This window comes from Vibrio sp. 10N.222.46.A1 (assembly GCF_041473595.1).
GTDB lineage: Bacteria > Pseudomonadota > Gammaproteobacteria > Enterobacterales > Vibrionaceae > Vibrio > Vibrio tasmaniensis_A.
The window spans coordinates 1-1,184 of record NZ_JBFRSN010001547.1 but is presented as its reverse complement, the minus strand read 5'-3'; the positions used below and the strand labels follow the sequence as shown (position 1 = coordinate 1,184).

Below are 1,184 nucleotides of genomic sequence, written 5' to 3'. Positions count from 1 at the left end.
ATTTAGAAGTGTGTTTTATTGACGCGAAATACCAGGTTCCCGACTATTTAAAAGAACATTCAGAAAAAGCAGTAGAACTATTTAAAGCCTTAGGCAAGATAAAAATTGATGATACATCAGGCGAGTGGCAAAACGATTACTCAATACGTATCACTAATTTTGATATAACGGAAAACAAAATTCATATCCAACCAGCTACTTACTTTGATCAAGTCGCAACGAATCTAACTTTAGATTGGGCTTCTGGTGTATTAGGGGAAGACCCATTACTAACGATTCGAAATGATTATGAAAAAGCTCATCATGGTCTAATTACTCCTCTAAGATCATCAATACTTTCAAATACTCTAGGTGTGGCTGCTATTGTCGTTAATCCAAATACAAAAGAAGTACTGATACCCATTCGTGGGAATGAACAAGCTATAATGGATAACGGCCTAGGTAAATTCCATTGCTCTGCATCTGGGGTTTTTGCATGGAATGAAAATGATACTATTACGAATACCTTATCATTCGACTTTTTCTGTAAAGGAATAGAAAAGGAAATAAAAAGTGAAATTGGACTTAGACCAGATCAATATAGCCTAATACCGCTTGCGTTTACAAGGGAGCTCGTCCGAGGAGGTAAACCCCAGTTATTTTTTATTGCTGAAACTACATTAGATATTGCTAGTATTCAATCTGAAATGAAAATGGCGGAGGAGAATTGGGAATTTATTAGTATTGAGAGTGTTGATGAAAGTAATCCACTTTATAAATATATCGAGTTCCCTTTAAATGCCCCCCAAGATATGTTCACATATGAAGGATGGATGGCCATGAAGATTGCAATGGCATATTTTTATAGAACAGAACCACCTTTCAACGCATGCTAGCTGATATCCACATAAACGAATAAGGATTAAGGCTTCACGCTAGCAACACTAAATCCCTGAGTGTTGAGCAATCCCGGCACCATTTTATTAAGTAAACTGTACGATTAGGCTTGAAGGGCACATTGCTTTGAGGTTTCTCTCAAGACAAGTGAGGCCAAGGTAAGGTTGTGATAACCACCACAGGCCTCACGCTTATACGCATGAGTGACATATTTGCTATTGTAGTCCGCAATTTAGAGTGGGTTACCGAGTTATGAAGTATGACCTTACCATTTTGGTTTACGGCATGAAGGCTAAAGTGGTTTTTAG

General features: G+C 37.7%; 1 protein-coding gene and 1 pseudogene. One reads left to right on the top strand and one right to left on the bottom strand.

Annotated features, from left to right (window positions below):
• The coding region (locus tag AB4496_RS27980) for a hypothetical protein (protein WP_372133294.1) at window positions 1-875 on the top strand (875 nt) is incomplete at its 5' end.
• A 167-nt stretch (window positions 876-1,042) separates the two neighbouring features.
• Here AB4496_RS27980 and AB4496_RS27975 read toward each other — a convergent pair.
• Window positions 1,043-1,184: pseudogene (locus tag AB4496_RS27975) on the bottom strand (IS110 family transposase); the annotation flags it as partial.